The organism is Pseudomonas sp. zfem002 (genome assembly GCF_032621685.1).
GTDB lineage: Bacteria > Pseudomonadota > Gammaproteobacteria > Pseudomonadales > Pseudomonadaceae > Aquipseudomonas > Aquipseudomonas japonica.
The window spans coordinates 10,773-32,843 of the sequence record NZ_JAVYJH010000007.1; the positions used below are offsets into that span (position 1 = coordinate 10,773).

Genomic DNA, 22,071 nt, shown 5'->3' on the forward strand with positions numbered 1-22,071 from the left:
CGCCGAATTTCGCTAGATCGGTGAGCGACTTGCCGTTCTTGTGGGAGCAATCAAGTTTTGCGCGCCCGTTCGCGAGCAAGCTCGCTCCTACAGTCATCGACCAGCCACTGCGCGCCGGCGGCGCACGAGTATGCGCCGCCGCTGGCCGGCAGGCAAAGACCACGACCCGCACCAGCCCCCGAAGAGGCTGGCGCGATTCCCGTCATCAGCTGTTGTTGTGGTCGATCTTGATGGTCGGGTCGGCACCGCTGATCAACGAATTGATCGTGGTGTTGGACCAGTTCACCCCCTCCAGCTTGATCGTCACGTCGGCGTTGGCGATACCGCCCGCGGCGTTGAGCTTGCCTTCGCTGCTGACCTGCAGGGTCGACTCGCCATTCGCCGTGGTGATCTTCAGGTAGTTGTCGATGGTGCTGGCCTTCTCGCCCTGGAGCAGGTCGCTCAGGTCGAGACGGTCACCTTCGGCCGCCTTGAAGTCCTTGATGATGTCGTTGCCGGTGTCGCCGGCCTTCCAGATGAAGGTGTCGGCGCCACTGCCGCCGGTCAGGGTGTCGTTGCCCTTGCCGCCGAACAGCAGGTCGTTGCCCTCGCCACCGAGCAGGGTGTCGTTGCCGCTGCCACCGAGCAGCATGTCGTTGCCGGCACCGCCGTCGAGCAGGTCGTTGCCGCCCTGGCCGAAGAGGATATCGTTGCCCTGGCCGCCATACAGCTTGTCGTCGCCATCGCTGGTACGCGACACGTCGAACTCGCTGACATGCTCGGTGATGTACTGGTGCATGGTCTTGCTGTCGACTGCGCTGGCGTCCAGCCCGGTCTGCTTCGCGACGTAGCTCTGCAGGGCTTCCACCCCGTTGCCCGATACCGTCGAGAACATGATCAGGTCACCGAACACGATGTCGTTGCCATCGTTGGCATTGACCGTGTCGTTGCCCGGCAGGGTCGCTTCGGTGTGGCCGAGGATGGCGTTGGCCAGGTTGCTCGGGTCGATGTTGGTCTGCGGCACGCCATCGCTGTCGTACGGTTTCAGGTCGTTGACGTCGACGCCGCTGTTGATACCGATCGCCTCCACGGTCGGCGACAGCGCCTTGAGCGCGGCGAAGGCGCTCTTCGAGTTGCTGATGGTGTCGGAGTCGGCGTAGTTGCCCTGGCCGGCCAGGCTCGACAGCTCGTAGGTGCCGTCGCCCTGGGCGTGCAGGGTGCCGCTCAGTGACGAGAAGTAGCTGCCGTTCTTGTACAGGTTCAGGTTGCCGCTGCTGTCGATGGTCAGCCTGTTGCTGCTGTCGACGTTGACGTTGACCACCTGGCCGAGCTTGTAGCCGATCGACGTCAGGTAGCTGTCCATGGTGATCTCGGCCTTGGAACCGGAGCCCTTGACCAGCGTCGGGTTGTCGCGCTCGCCGGTCTGGTAGTAGGTCGGCTCGCCGTCGGTGATGAAGAACGTCTGGTTCTTCCCGGTGTTGCCGGCGGTGACCAGGTTCTGGAACCAGTTGGCCGTGGTCTTGAAGGCGTCCTCGTAGTTGGTGCCGCCGCCGGAGGACATCGCCGTCAGGGCGTTCTTCAGGGTCTGCAGGGCGCCGCTGTCGCCCAGGTTGACCGCCACGGTGGATTTGACCTGGGTGGCGAAGTCCACCAGGAGAATGTTCACCGTGCCCGAGGACGCGCCCTGGACGCTGTTGGACAGGGTCGTGAACACCGACTGCAGGGCCTTCTGCGCCGCGTCCACGCCGTCCGACTTCATGCTCCCGGAGGTGTCGACGATGAACGCCAGGTTGTAGCTCTGCCCGGCGACCACGTGCAGGCCGTTGATGTCGGCGGCGATGATGTCGTTGCCGTCGGTGCCGGTCCAGGTGTCGCTCTCGGCGGTGGCGTTGGTCGCCAGGGCATAGGTATCGCCGTAGACGGTGACCTTGATGGTGTCCGGCGTCGAGACCGAGCTGCCGTTGATGGTCTCGGTCGAGGTGGCGCTGACCGCTACGTTGAACGTGCCGCTGTAGTACGCCGGCGGCTTGATGCTGAGGTTGTTCAGGTTCCAGCCGCTGACATCCACCGCGGTACTGCCCACGGTGACGCTGTGGCCGGCGTTGTCGCTGACCACCGAGCCGACCGGAATGCCGCCGAGCTTGACGCTCAGGGTTTCCGAACCGTCGGTATCGGTCAGCGCCGCGCTGATGCCGACCAGCTTGACGGTGCCGTTCTCGCCGCCCTCGTTGAGCTTGTAGCCGTCGTAGTAGCCCTTGCCGTTGCTGCCGTGGAAGTCAGCGACGGTCACCCCGGCCGCGGCCAGTGCGGCGGCGGTCGGGTACAGCGCGGTGCCGACCTGGCTGACGTCGATGGTCGCGGCGCCGTTGACCGACACGTTGACGTCGTAGCTGCCCGGACCGGCCTGGTTGTAGTGGTAGATCTCGACGGTGTAGTAGCCGCTCTTGGCCGGTGTGAAGGTGCCGTTGAGCTGGCCACCGGCGCCCCAGGTGGTGCTGGCCACGTCGCGGCCGCCCACCACCACCGCCAGGCTGTCATCGCCGACGCCGGTGAACTTGTAGGTGCTGCCGGCTTCCATGTACATCAGGCCCGAGGTCTTCGAGGCGATGCCCGCGGTGACATCCGTCGCCGCCACGTTGGTGGCGATGGCACTGGATTGCGCCTTGCCCGCCGCCGCATCGATCACCGACTTCAGGGTCGCGGCGTCGGCGCCGTTGCCGTTGGTGCCCAGGCCCGAGAGGCCGGTGTAGATCTCCTTGGTCAGGCCGATCGAGGCCACGGCATTGCTGCCGATGCTCAGGGTCGGTTTGTCGGCGACCGGGGTGATGTCGATTTTCAGCGTGGCTTCGTTGCCCAGCGCCTGGCCGTCGTACGGCTTGTACTTGAGCTGCGCGTAGTCGGCCTGCTGGTTGCCCACGCCGGTGCCGCCGTTGGCGGTGATGCCCGACTGGTTGGCCAGTGGCACGAACTTGAGGTTGCCCGCGTCGATATCGGCCTTGCTGAAGACCTTGCCGGCGTCGGCCGCGGTGAGGGTCTTCCAGCTCGCGCCGTCCTTGTACTGCAGGGTGCCATTGACCGGCAGTTGGGTGATGGTGATGCCCAGCGCGCTGGCGGCGTTGTCCAGGTCGCTGACGCCGAGGCTGGTCCAGGTCAGGGCCAGGTCGGTGTCCTCGGTACCGGTGATCTCGCCGCCGGCAGCTGTTGGCGCATCGTTCACCGGCACCACGTTGACCGTGGTGGTGGCGACGTTGGAGGTATTCACCCCGTCGGTCACCGTCACGGTGATGATCCGTGGCGTGCTGCTCGGATCGTCGCTGGTGTTGATGAAGGTGATGTTCTTCAGGCGCTGGATGTAGTCGGCGATGCTCGCATTGCCGCTCAGGGTCAGCACCACTTTGTCGTTGGTGTTGACGGCGTTGATGGTGATGCCATTGACGCTATTGCCCAGGTTCAGCGCGTCGCCGGCCATGCGGTTGGTCAGGGTGACGGTGGCGCCGGTCATGTTGGTGCTGTCGATATCGGTGATGCTCAGGTCGACGTCGCCGATCGACACACCAGTGCCTGGCTGGCCTTCGGTGAAGGTCACCTGGTAATCCGCGCCGGTCTTGCCGCTGGAGTTGTTGCCGTCCAGGTCGAGGATCGGTGCCGGTTCGAAGATCTGCGTCGTCACGCTGCCCGCGGTACCGCTGACCACCAGGCTCTCGAAGTTGCCGCCGCTGGCCGAGTCGACCTTGACGGTGAACTGCTCGGTGCCCTCGGTGACGGCGTCCTTGATGGTCGGGATGCTGAAGTCGACCTTGCTGGCGCCGGCCGGGATGGTCACGGTGGTGACCCCGGTGTAGTCGCTGCCGTTGGCGGCGGTGCCCGAGTAGCTCAGTTTCACTGTCACCGCGGACTGCGACGGGTTGCTCAGGTTGATCGTGTAGGTCGCGGTGCCACCTTCGGCCACCGAGGTGCTGCCGGTGATGCTCACCGTGGTCGGCGTGACGGTGTCGGTGATCTGGGTGATCACGTTGCTGCTGCTGAAGGTCAGGTTCTCGAAGCCGCCGCCGCTGGCGCCGGTGATCTTCGCGCTGACGCTGCCGGCATCGATGTACGGCGTATCGGTCGGGGCATTGACGAAGATTGTGGCCGACAGCGCGTCCTTCGGAATGACGATGGTCAGCCCGTTGGACAGGGTTACGGTGACCGGCGAGGCCGCTGGGCTGGTCAGGGTCGCGGTGTAGCTGTACTGGCCGCCCTCGGCGACCGAGGCGGTACCGGTCAGGGTGACGTTGGTGGTGTCGATCGGGCCGTCGTTGACCGTGGTGCTGGTGGTGCCGGTGGCGTCGAGTCGCTCGTAGTTGCCGCCGCTGACCCCGGTGATGCTGTTGGTCAGCGTCGGGTTGGCGGTGTAGACATTGTTCGGCGCAGTGAAATTGACCGTGCCCACGGTCTGGCCGACCGCGATGGTGATGGTCTGGTTGTTGGCCAGGGTGATCACCAGCGGTGCGACGGTGACCGCCGAGCTGACGGTGGCGGTGTAGACCACGGTGCCGCCCTCGACCACGCTTGGCGTGGCGGTCAGGGTCACGGTGCTGGTGTCGATGGTGTCGGTGACCGACGTTACGGCTGGCGTGGTGCTGACGTTCACCTTCTCGAAATCACCGCCGGTGGTGCCGGTGATGGTGGCGCTGACGTTGGTGGCGTCGACGTAGACGCTGTTGCGCGGCGCATCGACGGTGACGGTGCCTTCGGTCGCGCCCTTGGCGATGGTGATGCTGGAACCGTTGCTCAGGTTCACCGTCATCGCCGTGCCGGTCGGATTGCTGACCTTGGCGGTGTAGGTGATCTGGCCGCCTTCGTTGACGCTGTTGGTGGCGGTCAGGGTGACGTTGGTGGTGTCCAGATTCGCCGGGTTGTCGGTGACGGTGGTCACCGGCGTGCCGGCGGTGACCAGCTTCTCGTAGTTGCCGCCGCTGACACTGCTGATGCTGGTGCTCAGTGACGAGTTGGTGGCGTACACATTGTTCGGCGCAACCAGGGTCACCGTGCCGACGGTGGCACCGATGGCGATGGTGATCATCAGGTTGTTGGCCAGGTTGACCACCAGCGGAGCCACGGTGACCGGGGCGCTGACAGTGGCCGTGTAGGTGATCACGCCACCCTCGGCCACGCTTGGGGTGGCGGTCAGGGTTACGGTGCTCGTATCGACGGTGTCGGTTACGGCAGTGACCGCCGGCGTGGTGCTGACATTCAGCTTCTCGAAGTTGCCGCCAGTGGTACCGGTGATGGTTGCGCTGACGTTGCCGGCGTCTACGTAGACGCTGTTGCGCGGCGCATCGACGGTGACGGTTCCTTCGGTCGCGCCCTTGGCGATGGTGATGCTGGAGCCGTTGCTCAGGTTCACCGTCATTGCGCTGTCGGTCGGGTTGCTGACTTTGGCGGTGTAGGTGATCTGGCCGCCTTCCTGGACGCTGTTGGTGGCGGTCAGGGTGACGTTGGTGGTGTCGAGGTTGCTCGGGCTATCCGTCACGGTGGTGGACGGGGTACCGGCGGTGACCAGCTTCTCGTAGTTGCCGCCGGAGACGTTGGTGATGCTGTTGGTCAGTGCCGCGTTGGTGGCGTAGACGTTGTTTGGCGCGGTGAAGTTGACTGTGCCGACGGTCTGGCCGACGTCGATGGTGATGGTCTGGTTGTTGGCCAGAGTAATCACCAGCGGAGCCACGGTGACCGGGGCGCTGACGGTGGCGGTGTAGGTAACCACGCCGCCCTCGACCACGCTTGGGGTGGCGGTCAGGGTTACGGTGCTGGTGTCGACCGAATCAGAGATGGCAGTCACGGCTGGTGTCGAGCTGGTTTCGAGCTTCTCGAAATCGCCGCCGGTGGTGCCGGTGATGGTCACACTGACGTTGCCGCCGTCCACATAGACGGTGTTCTGCGGAGCCGGAACAGTAATGCTGCCTTCAGTCTGGCCCTTGCCGATGGTGATGGTTTCACCATTGCTCAGGGTGACTTTCAGTTCGCTGCCAGTCGGGTTGGTAACCCGTGCGGTGTAGATGATTTCGCCGCCTTCCTGGACATTGCCGGTGGCGGAGAGGGTGAGGCCTGTGGCGTCCAGACGCGCCGGATCATCGGTCACGACGGTGGTCGGGGTGCCGGCGGTTTCCAGGTGTTCGTAGTTGCCGCCGGTCACGCCGGTGATGCTGTTGGTCAACGGGGTGTTGGTGTTCAACACGTTGTTCGGTGCGATGAAGTCCACCGAGGCACTGGTGGCGTTGACCGGGATGGTGATCGACTGGCCGTTAGCCAACGAAATAACCAAAGCAGTGCCGGTTACTGGAGCGGTCACAGACGCGGTATAGGTGACCACGCCGCCCTCAACCGCACTTGGCGTTGCGGTCAGCGTGACAGTCGAGGTATCAACCGAATCACTTACCGCAGTGACAGCTGGAGTCGAGCTGGTTTCTAACTTCTCGAAGTCGCCGCCAGTGGTACCAGTAATGGTCACGCTGACATTGTCGCCATCGACGTACACGGTGTTCTGTGGCGCAGGCACGGTGATCGAACCTTCGGTCTGGCCCTTGCCGATGGTGATGGTTTCACCATTGCTCAGGGTGACTTTCAGTTCGCTGCCAGTCGGGTTGGTGACCCGAGCGGTGTAGATGATTTCGCCGCCTTCCTGAACGTTACCGGTGGCGGAGAGGGTCAGGCCAGTGGTGTCCAGACGCGCTGGATCGTCGGTGACGACAGTGGTCGGCGTACCCGCGGTTTCCAGGTGCTCGTAGTTGCCGCCCGTGACGCCGGTGATGCTGTTGGTCAGCGGGGTGTTGGTGTTCAACACGTTGTTCGGGGCAATGAAATCGACCGAGGCACTGGTGGCGTTCACTGGAATGGTGATCGACTGACCGTTGGCCAACGAAATAACCAGCGCCGTGCCGGTTACCGGCGCGGTGACGCTGGCGGTGTAGGTGACTACGCCGCCTTCGACTGCGCTTGGCGTGGCAGTCAGGGTGACGGTGCTGGTGTCGACCGAATCAGAAACGGCCGTTACGGCTGGCGTCGAGCTGGTTTCCAGGTTCTCGAAGTCACCGCCGGTGGTGCCGGTGATGGTCACGCTGACGTTCCCGCCGTCCACATACACGGTGTTCTGCGGCGCTGGAACGGTGATCGACCCTTCGGTCTGGCCCTTGCCGATGGTGATGGTCTCACCATTGCTCAGGGTGACTTTCAGCTCGGTGCCAGTTGGGTTGGTGACCCGAGCGGTGTAGATGATCTCGCCGCCCTCCTGCACGTTGCCGGTGGCGGAGAGGGTCAGGCCGGTGGTGTCCAGGCGGGCTGGATCGTCGGTCACGACGGTGGTCGGGGTGCCGGCGGTTTCCAGGTGTTCGTAGTTGCCGCCAGTCACCCCAGTGATGCTGTTGGTCAGCGGTGTGTTGGTGTTGAGCACGTTATTCGGTGCGATGAAGTCGATCGAGCCGGAGCTCTGATTGACGAGGATCGTGATGCTCTGACCATTGGCCAGGCTGATGACCAGATTCGAGCCAGTGACTGGAGCCGAAACCGAGGCGGTGTAGGTGACGACACCGCCTTCAACGGCACTTGGAGTCGCAGTCAGAGTGACAGTCGAAGTATCAACACTGTCGCTAACCGCAGTTACTGCAGGAGTGGAACTGGTTTCGAGCTTCTCGAAGTCGCCACCGGTGGTGCCGGTAATGGTCACGCTGACGTTCCCGCCGTCCACATACACGGTGTTCTGCGGCGCTGGAACGGTGATCGAGCCTTCGGTCTGGCCTTTGCCAATGGTGATGGTCTCACCGTTGCTCAGGGTGACCTTCAGTTCGGTGCCAGTCGGATTGGTAACCCGAGCGGTGTAGATGATCTCTCCGCCTTCCTGAACGTTACCGGTGGCGGAGAGAGTCAGGCCAGTGGTGTCCAGACGCGCTGGATCATCAGTCACGACAGTGGTCGGAGTCCCCGCTGTTTCCAGGTACTCGTAGTTGCCGCCGGTTACGCCGGTGATGCTGTTGGTCAGCGGGGTATTGGTGTTCAGCACGTTGTTCGGTGCGATGAAGTCCACCGAAGCGCTGGTGGCGTTCACTGGAATAGTGATCGACTGACCGTTGGCCAACGAAACAACCAGGGCAGTACCGGTGACCGGCGCGGTGACGCTAGCGGTATAGGTCACTACGCCACCTTCGACTGCGCTTGGCGTAGCGGTCAGAGTGACGGTTGAAGTGTCAACGCTGTCGCTAACCGCAGTGACAGCCGGAGTCGAGCTGGTTTCTAACTTCTCGAAGTCGCCGCCAGTGGTACCAGTAATGGTCACGCTGACATTGTCGCCATCGACGTACACGGTGTTCTGCGGAGCAGGGACCGTGATCGAGCCTTCGGTCTGGCCCTTGCCGATGGTGATGGTTTCACCATTGCTCAGGGTGACTTTCAGTTCGCTGCCAGTCGGGTTGGTAACCCGTGCGGTGTAGATGATTTCGCCGCCTTCCTGGACGTTGCCGGTAGCCGTCAGGGTCAGGCCAGTGGTGTCCAGACGCGCTGGATCGTCGGTGACGACAGTGGTCGGGGTGCCGGCGGTTTCCAGGTGTTCGTAGTTGCCACCGGTCACGCCGGTGATGCTGTTGGTCAGCGGGGTGTTGGTGTTGAGTACGTTGTTCGGTGCGATGAAATCAATCGAACCGGAACTCTGATTGACGAGAATCGTGATGCTCTGACCATTGGCCAGACTGATGACCAGATTCGAGCCAGTGACTGGCGCCGAAACCGAAGCGGTGTAAGTAACGACACCACCTTCAATGGCGCTTGGGGTGGCGGTCAGGGTGACGGTTGAAGTGTCAACGCTGTCGCTAACTGCAGTAACGGCTGGAGTCGAACTGGTTTCGAGTTTCTCGAAATCGCCGCCAGTGGTGCCAGTGATGGTCACGCTGACATTGTCGCCGTCCACATATACGGTGTTCTGCGGAGCAGGGACCGTAATCGACCCTTCGGTCTGGCCTTTGCCGATGGTGATGGTTTCACCATTGCTGAGGGTGACCTTCAGTTCGGTACCGGTTGGGTTGGTGACCCGGGCGGTGTAGATGATTTCGCCGCCCTCCTGAACGTTGCCGGTGGCGGAGAGGGTCAGGCCAGTAGTGTCCAGACGAGTGGGATCGTCGGTCACGACGGTAGTCGGCGTCCCGGCGGTTTCCAGGTGCTCGTAGTTGCCGCCGGTCACGCCGGTGATGCTGTTGGTCAACGGCGTGTTGGTGTTCAGCACGTTGTTCGGGGCAATGAAGTCCACCGAAGCACTGGTGGCGTTCACTGGAATGGTGATCGATTGGCCGTTGGCCAACGAAATAACCAGCGCCGTGCCGGTTACCGGCGCAGTGACGCTGGCGGTGTAAGTAACGACGCCGCCTTCAACCGCGCTTGGCGTGGCGGTGAGAGTCACCGTGCTGGTATCGACCGAATCAGAAACGGCCGTTACGGCTGGAGTCGAGCTGGTTTCCAGCTTCTCGAAGTCGCCACCGGTGGTGCCGGTGATAGTGACGCTGACGTTGTCGCCGTCCACATACACAGTGTTCTGCGGCGCCGGGACAGTGATCGAGCCTTCGGTCTGGCCCTTGCCAATGGTGATGGTCTCACCATTGCTCAGAGTGACCTTCAGTTCGGTGCCAGTTGGGTTGGTGACCCGCGCGGTATAGATGATTTCGCCGCCTTCCTGGACGTTGCCAGTGGCAGTCAGGGTCAGGCCGGTGGTGTCCAGGCGCGCTGGATCGTCGTTCACGACGGTGGTCGGGGTGCCGGCGGTTTCCAGGTGTTCGTAGTTGCCACCGGTCACGCCAGTGATGCTGTTGGTCAGCGGCGTATTGGTGTTCAACACGTTGTTTGGGGCAATGAAATCCACCGAGGCGCTGGTGGCGTTCACTGGGATAGTGATCGATTGGCCATTGGCCAGGCTGATGACCAGTGCAGTACCGGTCACTGGAGCAGTCACCGATGCGGTGTAGGTGACCACACCACCTTCAACGGCACTTGGCGTGGCGGTCAGGGTGACGGTCGAAGTATCAACACTGTCGCTAACTGCAGTAACGGCTGGAGTAGTGCTCGTTTCCAGCTTCTCGAAGTCGCCACCGGTGGTGCCGGTGATGGTCACGCTGACGTTGTCACCGTCGACATACACGGTGTTCTGCGGGGCCGGAACAGTGATCGAACCTTCGGTCTGGCCCTTGCCAATGGTGATGGTTTCACCGTTGCTCAGAGTGACTTTCATCTCGGTACCGGTTGGGTTGGTGACCCGTGCGGTGTAGATGATTTCGCCGCCTTCCTGGACGTTGCCGGTGGCGGAGAGGGTCAGGCCGGTGGTGTCCAGGCGTGCTGGATCGTCGGTCACGACGGTAGTCGGCGTACCGGCAGTTTCCAGATGTTCGTAGTTGCCGCCGATCACACCAGTGATGCTGTTGGTCAGCGGGGTGTTGGTGTTCAGCACGTTATTCGGCGCGATGAAGTCGATCGAACCGGAGCTCTGATTGACGAGGATCGTGATGCTCTGACCATTGGCCAGACTGATGACCAGATTCGAGCCAGTGACTGGAGCCGAAACCGAAGCGGTGTAGGTGACGACGCCGCCTTCAACGGCACTTGGAGTCGCAGTCAGAGTGACAGTCGAAGTATCAACACTGTCGCTAACCGCAGTTACTGCAGGAGTCGAGCTGGTTTCCAGCTTCTCGAAGTCGCCACCGGTGGTGCCGGTGATAGTGACGCTGACGTTGTCGCCATCGATGTACACAGTGTTCTGCGGAGCAGGAACAGTGATCGAGCCTTCAGTCTGGCCCTTACCGATGGTGATGGTCTCACCATTGCTCAGGGTGACTTTCAGCTCGGTGCCAGTTGGGTTGGTGACCCGAGCGGTGTAGATGATCTCGCCGCCCTCCTGCACGTTGCCGGTGGCGGAGAGGGTCAGGCCGGTGGTGTCCAGGCGGGCTGGATCGTCGGTCACGACGGTGGTCGGGGTGCCGGCGGTTTCCAGGTGTTCGTAGTTGCCGCCAGTCACTCCAGTGATGCTATTGGTCAGCGGGGTGTTGGTGTTCAACACGTTGTTCGGTGCGATGAAATCGACCGAAGCGCTGGTGGCGTTGACCGGGATGGTGATTGATTGACCGTTAGCCAACGAAATAACCAAAGCAGTGCCGGTTACTGGAGCGGTCACAGACGCGGTATAGGTGACCACGCCGCCCTCAACCGCACTTGGCGTTGCGGTCAGCGTGACAGTCGAGGTATCAACCGAATCACTTACCGCAGTGACAGCTGGAGTCGAGCTGGTTTCCAGCTTCTCGAAGTCGCCGCCAGTGGTACCAGTAATGGTCACGCTGACATTGTCGCCATCGACGTACACGGTGTTCTGTGGCGCAGGCACGGTGATCGAACCTTCGGTCTGGCCCTTGCCGATGGTGATGGTTTCACCATTGCTCAGGGTGACTTTCAGTTCGCTGCCAGTCGGGTTGGTGACCCGAGCGGTGTAGATGATCTCGCCGCCTTCCTGAACGTTGCTGGTGGCAGTCAGGGTCAGGCCAGTGGTGTCCAGACGCGCTGGATCGTCGGTGACGACAGTGGTCGGCGTACCGGCGGTTTCCAGGTGTTCGTAGTTGCCACCGGTCACGCCGGTGATGCTGTTGGTCAGCGGGGTGTTGGTGTTGAGCACATTGTTCGGTGCGATGAAATCGACCGAGGCACTGGTGGCATTCACCGGGATGGTGATCGACTGACCGTTGGCCAACGAAATGACCAGAGCAGTACCGGTCACTGGAGCAGTCACTGACGCGGTGTAAGTGACGACGCCGCCTTCGACGGCACTTGGAGTAGCAGTCAGCGTGACAGTCGAAGTATCAACGCTGTCGCTAACCGCGGTCACAGCTGGAGTCGAACTGGTTTCGAGCTTCTCGAAATCGCCGCCAGTGGTGCCGGTGATGGTCACGCTGACATTGTCGCCATCGACGTACACGGTGTTCTTTGGCGCAGGCACGGTGATCGAAGCTTCAGTCTGGCCCTTGCCGATGGTGATGGTTTCACCATTGCTCAGGGTGACTTTCAGTTCGCTGCCAGTCGGGTTGGTAACCCGTGCGGTGTAGATGATTTCGCCGCCTTCCTGGACGTTGCCGGTAGCCGTCAGGGTCAGGCCAGTGGCGTCCAGACGCGCTGGATCGTCGGTCACGACGGTGGTCGGCGTACCGGCGGTTTCCAGGTGCTCGTAGTTGCCGCCAGTCACCCCAGTGATGCTGTTGGTCAACGGGGTATTGGTGTTGAGCACATTGTTCGGTGCGATGAAATCCACAGAAGCGCTGGTGGCGTTCACCGGAATAGTGATCGATTGGCCGTTAGCTAACGAAATCACCAGAGCCGAGCCGGTCACCGGAGCGGTGACGCTGGCGGTGTAAGTGACGACGCCACCTTCAACGGCGCTCGGGGTGGCGATCAGGGTGACAGTCGAAGTATCAACACTGTCGCTAACCGCAGTGACAGCTGGAGTGGAGCTAGTTTCCAGCTTCTCGAAGTCGCCACCGGTGGTGCCAGTAATAGTCACGCTGACGCTGTCGCCGTCCACATAGACGGTGTTCTGCGGAGCAGGAACGGTGATCGAGCCTTCGGTCTGGCCTTTGCCAATTGTGATGGTCTCACCGTTGCTCAGGGTGACCTTCAGTTCGGTGCCAGTCGGATTGGTAACCCGAGCGGTGTAGATGATCTCGCCGCCTTCCTGGACGTTGCTGGTAGCGGAGAGGGTCAGGCCAGTGGTGTCCAGACGCGCTGGATCGTCGGTCACGACGGTGGTCGGAGTCCCGGCAGTTTCCAGGTGCTCGTAGTTCCCACCCGTCACCCCAGTGATGCTGTTGCTCAACGGGGTATTGGTGTTGAGCACATTGTTCGGTGCGATGAAGTCGATCGAACCGGAGCTCTGATTGACGAGAATCGTGATGCTCTGACCATTGGCCAGGCTGATGACCAGATTCGAGCCAGTGACTGGAGCTGAAACCGAAGCGGTGTAAGTAACGACACCACCTTCAACGGCGCTCGGGGTGGCAGTCAGGGTGACGGTGCTGGTATCGACCGAATCACTTACCGCAGTGACAGCTGGAGTCGAGCTGGTTTCCAGCTTCTCGAAGTCGCCGCCAGTGGTACCAGTAATGGTCACGCTGACATTGTCGCCATCGACGTACACGGTGTTCTGTGGCGCAGGCACGGTGATCGAACCTTCGGTCTGGCCCTTGCCGATGGTGATGGTCTCACCATTGCTCAGGGTGACTTTCAGCTCGGTACCGGTTGGGTTGGTGACCCGAGCGGTGTAGATGATTTCGCCGCCTTCCTGCACGTTGCCAGTAGCGGAGAGGGTCAGGCCAGTGGTGTCCAGACGCGCTGGATCGTCGGTGACGACAGTGGTCGGCGTACCGGCAGTTTCCAGGTGTTCGTAGTTGCCGCCGGTCACGCCGGTGATGCTGTTGGTCAGCGGCGTGTTGGTATTCAGCACGTTGTTCGGGGCAATGAAGTCCACCGAGGCACTGGTGGCGTTCACTGGAATGGTGATCGATTGACCATTAGCCAGAGAGATCACCAGTGCCGTACCGGTAACCGGTGCAGTGACGCTGGCGGTGTAGATCACCACTCCGCCTTCGACTGCGCTCGGCGTCGCGGTCAGAGTGACAGTCGAAGTATCCACGCTGTCGCTAACTGCAGTAACCGCCGGAGTGGAGCTGGTTTCGAGTTTCTCGAAGTCCCCGCCCGTGGTACCGGTGATGGTCACGCTCACGTTGCCACCGTCGATATAGACGGTGTTCTGCGGAGCCGGAACGGTAATCGAACCTTCGGTCTGTCCTTTGCCGATGGTGATGGTTTCACCATTGCTCAGGGTGACCTTCAGTTCGGTACCGGTCGGATTGGTGACCCGCGCGGTATAGATGATCTCGCCGCCTTCCTGGACATTGCCGGTGGCAGAGAGGGTCAGGCCGGTGGTGTCCAGACGCGCTGGATCGTCGGTCACGACGGTGGTCGGAGTCCCGGCAGTTTCCAGGCGCTCGTAGTTGCCACCCGTGACGCCAGTGATGCTGTTGGTCAGAGCAGTGTTGGTGTTCAACACGTTGTTCGGTGCGATGAAGTCAACCGAAGCGCTGGTGGCATTCACTGGAATGGTGATCGATTGGCCATTGGCCAGGCTGATGACCAGGGCTGTGCCGGTGACCGGAGCGGTGACGCTGGCGGTGTAGGTGACGACGCCGCCTTCGACCGCGCTTGGAGTCGCAGTCAGGGTGACGGTTGACGTATCAACCGAATCAGAAACGGCAGTCACGGCTGGTGTCGAACTGGTTTCGAGCTTCTCGAAGTCGCCGCCAGTGGTGCCGGTGATGGTCACGCTGACGTTGTCGCCATCGATGTACACAGTGTTCTGCGGAGCAGGAACAGTGATCGAGCCTTCGGTCTGGCCTTTGCCAATGGTGATGGTCTCACCGTTGCTCAAGGTGACCTTCAGTTCGGTACCGGTTGGGTTGGTCACCCGCGCGGTGTAGATGATCTCTCCGCCTTCCTGGACATTGCCAGTGGCAGTCAGGGTCAGGCCAGTGGTGTCCAGACGCGCTGGATCGTCGGTGACGACAGTGGTCGGGGTGCCGGCTGTTTCCAGATGTTCGTAGTTGCCACCGGTCACGCCGGTGATGCTGTTGGTCAGAGCAGTGTTGGTGTTCAACACGTTGTTCGGTGCGATGAAGTCAACCGAAGCGCTGGTGGCATTCACTGGAATGGTGATCGATTGGCCGTTGGCCAACGAAACAATCAGGGCGGTGCCGGTTACCGGAGCTGTGACGCTGGCGGTGTAAGTGACGACGCCACCTTCGACTGCACTTGGGGTCGCGGTCAGAGTGACGGTCGACGTATCAACCGAATCAGAAACGGCAGTCACGGCTGGTGTCGAACTGGTTTCGAGCTTCTCGAAGTCGCCGCCGGTGGTGCCGGTGATGGTCACGCTGACATTGTCGCCATCGACGTACACGGTGTTCTGTGGCGCAGGCACAGTGATCGAAGCTTCAGTCTGGCCCTTGCCGATGGTGATGGTTTCACCATTGCTCAGGGTGACTTTCAGTTCGGTACCGGTTGGGTTGGTCACCCGCGCGGTGTAGATGATCTCTCCGCCTTCCTGCACGTTGCCAGTAGCGGAGAGGGTCAGGCCAGTGGTGTCCAGACGCGCTGGATCGTCGGTGACGACAGTGGTCGGCGTACCGGCAGTTTCCAGGTGTTCGTAGTTGCCGCCAGTCACCCCAGTGATGCTGTTGGTCAGCGGGGTATTGGTGTTGAGCACATTGTTCGGTGCGATGAAGTCAACCGAGGCGCTGGTGGCATTCACCGGGATGGTGATCGACTGACCGTTGGCCAACGAAATGACCAGGGCGGTGCCGGTGACCGGAGCGGTGACGCTAGCGGTGTAGGTGACGACGCCACCTTCAACCGCACTTGGCGTGGCCGTCAGGGTCACGGTGCTGGTGTCGACCGAATCAGAAACGGCCGTTACGGCAGGCGTCGAGCTGGTTTCCAGCTTCTCGAAATCGCCGCCCGTGGTGCCGGTTATAGTGACGCTGACGTTGTCGCCGTCCACATACACAGTGTTCTGTGGAGCCGGAACGGTGATCGAGCCTTCAGTCTGGCCTTTGCCGATGGTGATGGTTTCACCGTTGCTGAGGGTGACTTTCATCTCGGTACCGGTTGGGTTGGTGACCCGAGCGGTGTAGATGATTTCGCCGCCTTCCTGGACGTTGCCGGTAGCCGTCAGGGTCAGGCCGGTGGTGTCCAGACGGGCTGGATCATCGGTCACGACGGTGGTCGGCGTGCCTGCGGTTTCCAGGTGTTCGTAGTTGCCGCCAGTCACCCCAGTGATGCTGTTGGTCAGCGGGGTGTTGGTGTTGAGCACGTTGTTCGGTGCGATGAAATCAATCGAACCGGAACTCTGATTGACGAGAATCGTGATGCTCTGACCATTGGCCAGACTGATGACCAGATTCGAGCCAGTGACTGGGGCTGAAACCGAAGCGGTGTAGGTGACGACGCCGCCTTCGACCGCGCTTGGCGTGGCGGTGAGAGTCACCGTGCTGGTATCGACCGAATCAGAGACGGCAGTCACGGCTGGTGTCGAACTGGTTTCCAGCTTCTCGAAGTCACCACCCGTGGTGCCGGTGATGGTCACGCTGACATTGTCGCCATCGACGTACACGGTGTTCTGCGGCGCCGGGACAGTGATCGAACCTTCGGTCTGGCCCTTGCCGATGGTGATGGTCTCACCATTGCTCAGGGTGACTTTCAGTTCGGTGCCGGTCGGGTTGGTAACCCGTGCGGTATAGATGATCTCGCCGCCTTCCTGGACGTTGCCGGTGGCAGTCAGGGTCAGGCCGGTGGCGTCCAGACGCGCTGGATCGTCGGTGACGACAGTGGTCGGCGTGCCGGCGGTTTCCAGATGTTCGTAGTTGCCACCGGTCACGCCGGTGATGCTGTTGGCCAGCGGCGTGTTGGTGTTCAACACGTTGTTCGGTGCGATGAAGTCCACCGAAGCGCTGGTGGCGTTGACCGGGATAGTGATCGACTGGCCGTTGGCCAACGAAATAACCAAAGCAGTGCCGGTTACTGGAGCGGTCACAGACGCGGTGTAGGTGACCACGCCGCCTTCGACTGCACTTGGCGTGGCGGTCAGGGTGACGGTGCTGGTATCGACCGAATCAGAGACGGCAGTCACGGCTGGTGTCGGACTGGTTTCGAGCTTCTCGAAATCGCCGCCCGTGGTGCCGGTGATGGTCACGCTGACATTGTCGCCATCGACGTACACGGTGTTCTGTGGCGCAGGAACAGTAATGCTGCCTTCAGTCTGGCCCTTGCCGATAGTGATGGTCTCACCGTTGCTGAGGGTGACCTTCAGTTCGGTACCGGTTGGGTTGGTGACCCGAGCGGTGTAGATGATCTCGCCGCCTTCCTGAACGTTGCTGGTGGCAGTCAGGGTCAGGCCAGTGGTGTCCAGACGCGCTGGATCGTCGGTGACGACAGTGGTCGGCGTACCGGCGGTTTCCAGGTGTTCGTAGTTGCCACCGGTCACGCCGGTGATGCTGTTGGTCAGCGGGGTGTTGGTGTTGAGCACATTGTTCGGTGCGATGAAATCGACCGAGGCACTGGTGGCGTTGACCGGGATGGTGATCGACTGACCGTTGGCCAACGAAATGACCAGAGCAGTACCGGTCACTGGAGCAGTCACTGACGCGGTGTAAGTGACGACGCCGCCTTCGACGGCACTTGGAGTAGCAGTCAGCGTGACAGTCGAAGTATCAACGCTGTCGCTAACCGCGGTCACAGCTGGAGTCGAACTGGTTTCGAGCTTCTCGAAATCGCCGCCAGTGGTGCCGGTGATGGTCACGCTGACATTGTCGCCATCAACGTACACGGTGTTCTGTGGCGCAGGCACGGTGATCGACCCTTCGGTCTGGCCCTTGCCGATGGTGATGGTTTCACCATTGCTCAGGGTGACTTTCAGTTCGGTGCCAGTCGGGTTGGTAACCCGCGCGGTATAGATGATTTCGCCGCCTTCCTGGACGTTGCCGGTAGCCGTCAGGGTCAGGCCGGTGGCGTCCAGACGGGCTGGATCATCGGTCACGACGGTGGTCGGCGTGCCTGCGGTTTCCAGGTGTTCGTAGTTGCCGCCAGTCACCCCAGTGATGCTGTTGGTCAGCGGGGTATTGGTGTTGAGCACGTTATTCGGCGCGATGAAGTCGACCGAGGCGCTGGTGGCGTTCACTGGAATAGTGATCGATTGGCCGTTGGCCAACGAAATAACCAGCGCCGTGCCGGTTACCGGAGCAGTGACGCTGGCGGTGTAGGTGACCACGCCGCCTTCAACAGCACTCGGCGTGGCCGTCAGGGTGACGGTGCTGGTGTCGACCGAATCAGAGACGGCCGTTACGGCAGGCGTCGAGCTGGTTTCCAGCTTCTCGAAATCGCCGCCCGTGGTGCCGGTGATGGTCACGCTGACGTTGTCGCCGTCCACATACACAGTGTTCTGCGGAGCCGGAACGGTGATCGACCCTTCGGTCTGGCCTTTGCCAATGGTGATGGTCTCACCATTGCTCAGAGTGACCTTCAGTTCGCTGCCAGTCGGGTTGGTAACCCGCGCGGTATAGATGATTTCGCCGCCTTCCTGGACATTGCCGGTGGCGGAGAGGGTGAGGCCGGTGGTGTCCAGACGCGCCGGATCATCGGTCACGACGGTGGTCGGAGTCCCCGCAGTTTCCAGGTGTTCGTAGTTCCCGCCCGTGGCGCCAGTGATGCTGTTGGTCAGCGGGGTATTGGTGTTCAACACGTTGTTCGGGGCAATGAAGTCCACCGAGGCACTGGTGGCGTTCACTGGAATGGTGATCGACTGACCGTTGGCCAACGAAATAACCAGCGCCGTGCCGGTGACCGGAGCGGTGACGCTGGCGGTGTAGGTAACGACGCCGCCTTCGACCGCGCTTGGCGTGGCGGTGAGAGTCACCGTGCTGGTATCGACCGAATCAGAGACGGCCGTCACTGCAGGCGTCGAGCTGGTTTCCAGCTTCTCGAAGTCGCCGCCGGTGGTGCCGGTGATGGTGACGCTGACATTGCCGCCATCGACATACACGGTGTTTTGCGGAGCCGGAACAGTGATCGACCCTTCGGTCTGGCCTTTGCCAATGGTGATGGTCTCACCATTGCTCAAGGTGACTTTCAGTTCGCTGCCAGTCGGATTGGTAACCCGTGCGGTGTAGATGATTTCGCCGCCTTCCTGGACGTTGCCGGTAGCAGTCAGGGTCAGGCCAGTGGCGTCCAGACGGGCTGGATCGTCGGTCACGACGGTGGTCGGGGTGCCGGCGGTTTCCAGGTGCTCGTAGTTGCCGCCGGTCACGCCGGTGATGCTGTTGGTCAGCGGCGTGTTGGTATTCAGCACGTTGTTCGGGGCAATGAAGTCCACCGAGGCGCTGGTGGCGTTCACCGGGATAGTGATCGATTGACCGTTAGCCAACGAAATGACCAGGGCAGTACCGGTGACCGGAGCAGTGACGCTGGCGGTGTAGGTAACGACGCCACCTTCGACTGCACTTGGGGTGGCGGTCAGAGTGACGGTGCTGGTGTCGACTGAGTCAGAGACGGCAGTTACTGCAGGTGTCGAGCTGGTTTCGAGCTTCTCGAAGTCGCCACCCGTGGTGCCGGTGATGGTGACGCTGACGTTGCCGCCATCGACATACACGGTGTTCTGCGGAGCCGGAACGGTGATCGAGCCTTCGGTCTGGCCCTTGCCAATGGTGATGGTCTCACCATTGCTCAAGGTGACTTTCAGTTCGCTGCCAGTCGGATTGGTGACCCGCGCGGTATAGATGATCTCGCCGCCTTCCTGGACATTGCCGGTGGCAGTCAGGGTCAGGCCGGTGCTGTCCAGACGCGCTGGATCATCGGCGACAGAGGTGGTCACCGTGCCGTTGTTGGCGACCAGGTTTTCATAGTTGCCGCCACTGACCCCGGTGATGCTGTTGGTGAGTGTCGGGTTGGTCGCCAGCACGTTGTTCGGCGCGGTGAAGTCCACCGAGGCGGCGCTCTGGCCGACCGGGATGACGATGGTCTGGCCGTTGCTCAGGGTCACGGTCACTGGAGTACCAGTGACCTGTGCGGTCACCGACGCGGTGTAGGTGACCACGCCACCCTCGGTCACGCTCGGCGTGGCGGTCAAGGTGACGGTCGAGGTGTCGAGGGTATCGGTGACCGTGGTCACGGCCGGTGTGTCGATGATCTCCAGGCTCTCGAAGTTGCCACCGCTGGCCCCGGTCACGCTCACGCTGAGGTTGCCGCCGTCCACATACACGGTGTCCTGCGGTGCCGAGACGGTGACGCTGCTGCTGGTCTGGTTGGCGGCAATGACGATGGTCGCGCCGTTGGACAGGGTCACGGTGACCGGCGTACCCGCTGGATTGGTCAGGGTCGCGGTATAGACGATGCTGCCGCCTTCGACGACGTTCTCGGTGGCGGTCAGGGAGAGCTCGGTGATGTTTGTCCAGTCGGTGACGATCGTCACCGCTGGGGCCGGGTTGGCTACCAGATTCTCGAAGTTGCCGCCGGTGACATTGGTAATGGTGGTGCTGACCGTTGGCGTTGGAGCACCGTTGTAGACGTCATTCGCTGCGAAGGTGTAGGTCCGCCCAAGGTTTTCACCCACAGGAATGGTGATGGTCTGGCCGTTTGACAGGGTGATGATTACGGGCGTACCCGTCACTGGCGAAGTGACGGTGGCGAAATAGTTGATCAGGCCAAGCTCGGTGGCGTTGGCGCTGGCGAAGAGGCTCACGGTGGTGGTGTCGACGGTGTCGGTGACGGTAGTCACTGCCGGAGTCGGATTGACCACCAGGCTCTCGAAGTTGCCACCGGTGACGTTGGTGATGGTGGTGCTGACCGGAGTGGCGCCGTTATACACGTCGTTCGGTGCGGTGAACTGCACGCTGCTGGTAGAGGCGCCCACCGGGATGATGATCGTCTGTCCGTTGGACAGGGTGACGACGACGGGCGCATCGGTTACCGGCGCGGTGACGCTGGCGGTGTAGGTGATGACGCCGTTCTCGGCCGCATTGGCGTTGGCGGTCAGGCTGACGGTGGTGGTGTCGATGGTGTCGGTGAGGGTGGTCACCGCCTGCGTGAAATTGATTTCCAGACGTTCGTAATTGCCACCGGTGGCTCCGGTGATGAAGGTGCTGATTTCCGAAGGACCTTTGTAGACGTCATTCGGTATGGCGAGCTGCACGCTGCCGGTGGAGGCCCCTACTGGAATGGTGATGGTCAGCCCGTTGCTCAGGACAACGACAACCGGCTGTTCCGTCACCGGCGCGGTAATGCTGGCGGTATAGGTGATCACCCCGTTCTCGCCGACGCTCGGGCTGGCGTCAAGGCTGACGGTGGTGGGGGTGATGATGCTCCCGAATATGGGCGTTACAGCGGGAGCAGGATCCGCGACCAGACGTTCGAAGTTGCCACCGGACAAAGCCGTGATCGATGTACTGAACGTGGAGAGGCTGTATGGGGTGTCCGGTATGGTGAAGTTCACCGACCCGCTGGTGCCGCCCACTGGAATGGTGATGGTCTGTCCGTTGGACAGGTTGATGAGCACCGGTGTGCTGGTCACCGGCGAACCGATGGAGGCGGTATAGGTGACGATACCTCCTTCCTCGTAGCCGCCGGTGGCCGTCAGGCTGACCGTTGTGGTGTCGATCGAATCGGCAATGCTGGTCACGACTGGGGTCGTGTTGATGGCCAGATTCGAGGATGGAACTGCGCTGACGATGGATGTACTGATCTGTGTGGCGTTTACGTACACGTCATTCGGTACAGCGACCGACACGGAGCCACTGGTGTTTCCGGGAAGGATCAAGATGGGCAAGCCGTTGGACAGCGTCACTCTCAGTGAGGACGTACCGCTGTATGGCGATGTCAGGCTCGCTGTGTAGGTGATGAGGCCATTTTCAGCAGTGTTTAGCGTGGCAGTAAGGGAGAGAAGGTTGGTGGCCGTAACCGCCAGTGTATTGGTCGTCGTGTCCACAGCCCCTGTGAACTGACCGTCCAGATTGGCCGCAAAATTCAGCCCTTCGGTTTCATACCCGATCGTGGGCGCCACCACCGCAGCCGTCGCATCCAGCATCACCACACTGTGCCCGCCACCTGGCGCGCCGCTGCCTTCGGATTGCGGGCCCGCGGCGGTCGCTTCGAGGTCTTTGGTCGGGTCGGCGCCGGCGGCGATGGCCTTCTGCAGCTCCTCGACGGAAGGCGCGGTCTGGGCAGTGGCCTCTTCCAGGTTGGTGGTAGAGGTCGGCGCGTCGGCGCTCCACTGGCTCTCACGGCCCAGGTCGATGGTGCGGCCATCGGCGAGTTCCAGGGTGACGGCGCCCGCCAGCCCTGTCAGAACCTGGTCGCCGGTGAACAGGCGATCACCTTCGATGAGTACTCGTTGAATGCCTTCCGGGGAAACGGCGACAACCTGGCCAACAACACGTTTGACGATGGCGACGACACTGCTCATGACACTCTCCGAACTATCCGTTCTATGTGGCTTCCATACGC

1 protein-coding gene is annotated in these 22,071 nt (G+C 61.6%); it reads right to left on the reverse strand.

Annotated elements, in window-relative coordinates:
- Window positions 1–205: 205 nt before the first annotated feature.
- Window positions 206–22,030, reverse strand: coding sequence for a retention module-containing protein (locus tag RTI28_RS10625; protein WP_316920408.1), 21,825 nt, complete (start codon window positions 22,028–22,030; stop codon window positions 206–208).
- Window positions 22,031–22,071 lie beyond the last annotated feature (41 nt).

Bases quoted from the DNA above. Each gene is read 5' to 3' on its own strand.
- RTI28_RS10625 (WP_316920408.1), bottom strand. From the start codon at position 22,030: ATGAGCAGTGTCGTCGCCATCGTCAAACGTGTTGTTGGCCAGGTTGTC.